At 55.1% G+C, this 3,296-nt stretch carries 1 rRNA gene; it reads left to right on the top strand.

Annotation, left to right across the window (positions count from 1 at the left end):
* The first annotated feature begins 74 nt into the window (after positions 1-74).
* Positions 75-3,217, top strand: a 23S ribosomal RNA gene (locus AC4H2S_RS21105).
* Positions 3,218-3,296 lie beyond the last annotated feature (79 nt).

The raw sequence follows: 3,296 nt of genomic DNA, 5'->3' as shown, positions 1-3,296 counted from the left end.
CCTGCCCTTTGATTGGGGGTGGGTGGTGTGTTTTTTCGTTTTTTGTTTCAGCGTGTGTTGTTTTGACGTTGTTGAGACAAGCTATGAAGGGCACATGGTGGATGCCTTGGCATCAAGAGCCGATGAAGGACGTTGGAGCCTGCGATAAGCCCTGGGGAGTTGGCAACCAAGCTGTGATCCGGGGGTGTCCGAATGGGGAAACCCAGCACGAGTCATGTCGTGTTACCCACATCTGAACACATAGGGTGTGTGGAGGGAACGTCGGGAAGTGAAACATCTCAGTACCGACAGGAAGAGAAAACAACAGTGATTCCGAGAGTAGTGGCGAGCGAAATCGGAAGAGGCCAAACCTCGAGTGTGTGATACCCGGCAGGGGTTGCATTCGGGGGGTTGTGGGACCGCTCATTCTCATCTGCCGGTGAGGAGCAGAGTAAGAAACCAGTGTGGAAGTCGAAGTCGGTTGGAAAGCCGTACCGTAGAGGGTGATAGGCCCGTAGACGTAAAGCGCTGGCTCTGGAGCGTGTTCCCAAGTAACACGGAACCCCTGAAATTCCGTGTGAATCTGGCGGGACCACCCGTTAAGCCTAAATACTCCTTGATGACCGATAGCGGACAAGTACCGTGAGGGAAAGGTGAAAAGTACCCCTGGCGGGGAGTGAAATAGTACCTGAAACCGTGTGCCTACAATCCGTCGGAGCTTGTGCATTCCCTTTGGGGGGTGTGTGGGTGACGGCGTGCCTTTTGAAGAATGAGCCTGCGAGTTTGCGGTGTGTTGCGAGGTTAACCCGTGTGGGGAAGCCGTAGCGAAAGCGAGTCCGAATAGGGCGATTCAGTAGCGCGCTCAAGACCCGAAGCGAAGTGATCTATCCATGGGCAGGTTGAAGCGTCGGTAAGACGACGTGGAGGACCGAACCCACTTAGGTTGAAAACTGAGGGGATGACCTGTGGATAGGGGTGAAAGGCCAATCAAACTTCGTGATAGCTGGTTCTCCCCGAAATGCATTTAGGTGCAGCGTTGCGTGTTTCTTGCCGGAGGTAGAGCACTGGATAGCTAATGGGCCCTACAAGGTTACTGACGTTAGCCAAACTCCGAATGCCGGTAAGTGAGAGCGCAGCAGTGAGACTGCGGGGGATAAGCTCCGTAGTCGAGAGGGAAACAGCCCAGACCATCAGCTAAGGCCCCTAAGCGGTGACTAAGTGGAAAAGGATGTGGAGTCGCATTGACAACCAGGAGGTTGGCTTGGAAGCAGCCACCCTTGAAAGAGTGCGTAATAGCTCACTGGTCAAGTGATTCCGCGCCGACAATGTAGCGGGGCTCAAGTCATCCGCCGAAGCTATGGCATTCAGCGAATACATCAGCATCGACTCGATCGGTGTTCAGTGCGCTGGATGGGTAGGGGAGCGTCGTGTGGGCAGTGAAGCGTCGGAGTGATCCAGGCGTGGAGGCCACACGAGTGAGAATGCAGGCATGAGTAGCGAATCACGGGTGAGAAACCCGTGCGCCGAATGATCAAGGGTTCCAGGGTCAAGCTAATCTGCCCTGGGTAAGTCGGGACCTAAGGCGAGGCCGACAGGCGTAGTCGATGGACAACGGGTTGATATTCCCGTACCGGCGAAGTTGCGCCCATGACGAACCTGGTGATGCTAACCACCCGAAACTCATCGGACCGGACCCTTCGGGGCGAGGCTGGTGAGCGGAGCGTGGGACCCGAGCTGGTAGTAGTCAAGCGATGGGGTGACGCAGGAAGGTAGCCCAGCCACAGCGATGGTTGTCTGTGGGCAAGCGTGTAGGGCGTGGTGTAGGCAAATCCGCACCATCCACTTCAGTGTGGAGTCTGAGACGTGACGCGGAGCCATTTATGGCGAAGTGGGTGATCCTATGCTGTCGAGAAAAACCTCTAGCGAGCAACGAGCCGCCCGTACCCCAAACCGACTCAGGTGATCAAGTAGAGAATACTAAGGCGATCGAGAAAACCATGGTTAAGGAACTCGGCAAAATGCCCCCGTAACTTCGGGAGAAGGGGGGCCGGATCCGTGAACCCACTTGCTGGGGGAAGCGGTGATGGCCGCAGAGACCAGGGGAAAGCGACTGTTTACTAAAAACACAGGTCCGTGCGAAGTTGTAAGACGATGTATACGGACTGACTCCTGCCCGGTGCTGGAAGGTTAAGAGGACCGGTTAGACCACTTGTGGTCGAAGCTGAGAATTTAAGCCCCAGTAAACGGCGGTGGTAACTATAACCATCCTAAGGTAGCGAAATTCCTTGTCGGGTAAGTTCCGACCTGCACGAATGGAGTAACGACTTTCCCACTGTCTCAACCATGGACTCGGCGAAATTGCACTACGAGTAAAGATGCTCGTTACGCGCGGCAGGACGGAAAGACCCCGGGACCTTTACTATAGTTTGGTATTGGTGTTTGGTACGGCTTGTGTAGGATAGGTGGGAGACTGTGAAACCTTCACGCCAGTGGAGGTGGAGTCAACGTTGAAATACCACTCTGGTCGTACTAGATGTCTAACCTAGGTCCGTTATCCGGATCAGGGACAGTGCCTGATGGGTAGTTTAACTGGGGCGGTTGCCTCCTAAAATGTAACGGAGGCGCTCAAAGGTTCCCTCAGCCTGGTTGGCAATCAGGTAGCGAGTGTAAGTGCACAAGGGAGCTTGACTGTGAGACAGACATGTCGAGCAGGGACGAAAGTCGGAACTAGTGATCTGGCCACGGCATGTGGAAGCGTGGTCACTCAACGGATAAAAGGTACCCCGGGGATAACAGGCTGATCTTCCCCAAGAGTCCATATCGACGGGATGGTTTGGCACCTCGATGTCGGCTCGTCGCATCCTGGGGCTGGAGTAGGTCCCAAGGGTTGGGCTGTTCGCCCATTAAAGCGGCACGCGAGCTGGGTTTAGAACGTCGTGAGACAGTTCGGTCCCTATCCGCCGCGCGCGCAGGAAACTTGAGAAAGGCTGTCCCTAGTACGAGAGGACCGGGATGGACGAACCTCTGGTGTGCCAGTTGTTCTGCCAAGAGCACGGCTGGTTGGCTACGTTCGGAAGTGATAACCGCTGAATGCATCTAAGCGGGAAGCACGTTTCAAGATGAGGTTTCCCACCCAGAGATGGGGTAAGGCCCCCCACAGAACATGGGGTTGATAGGCCGGAGGTGTACAGCAGTAATGCCTAGCCGACCGGTACTAATAGGCCGAGGGCTTGTCCCAACACCGTACAAGACCACACACGCGCAAAAGACGAACACACATGTTCGCGTCCACTAAGCAGTTCCCAACCAACAAACCC

The sequence above is a fragment of the Nocardioides sp. Z13_37 genome, from assembly GCF_058355585.1.
This window is presented reverse-complemented; position numbering and strand designations above follow the sequence as displayed.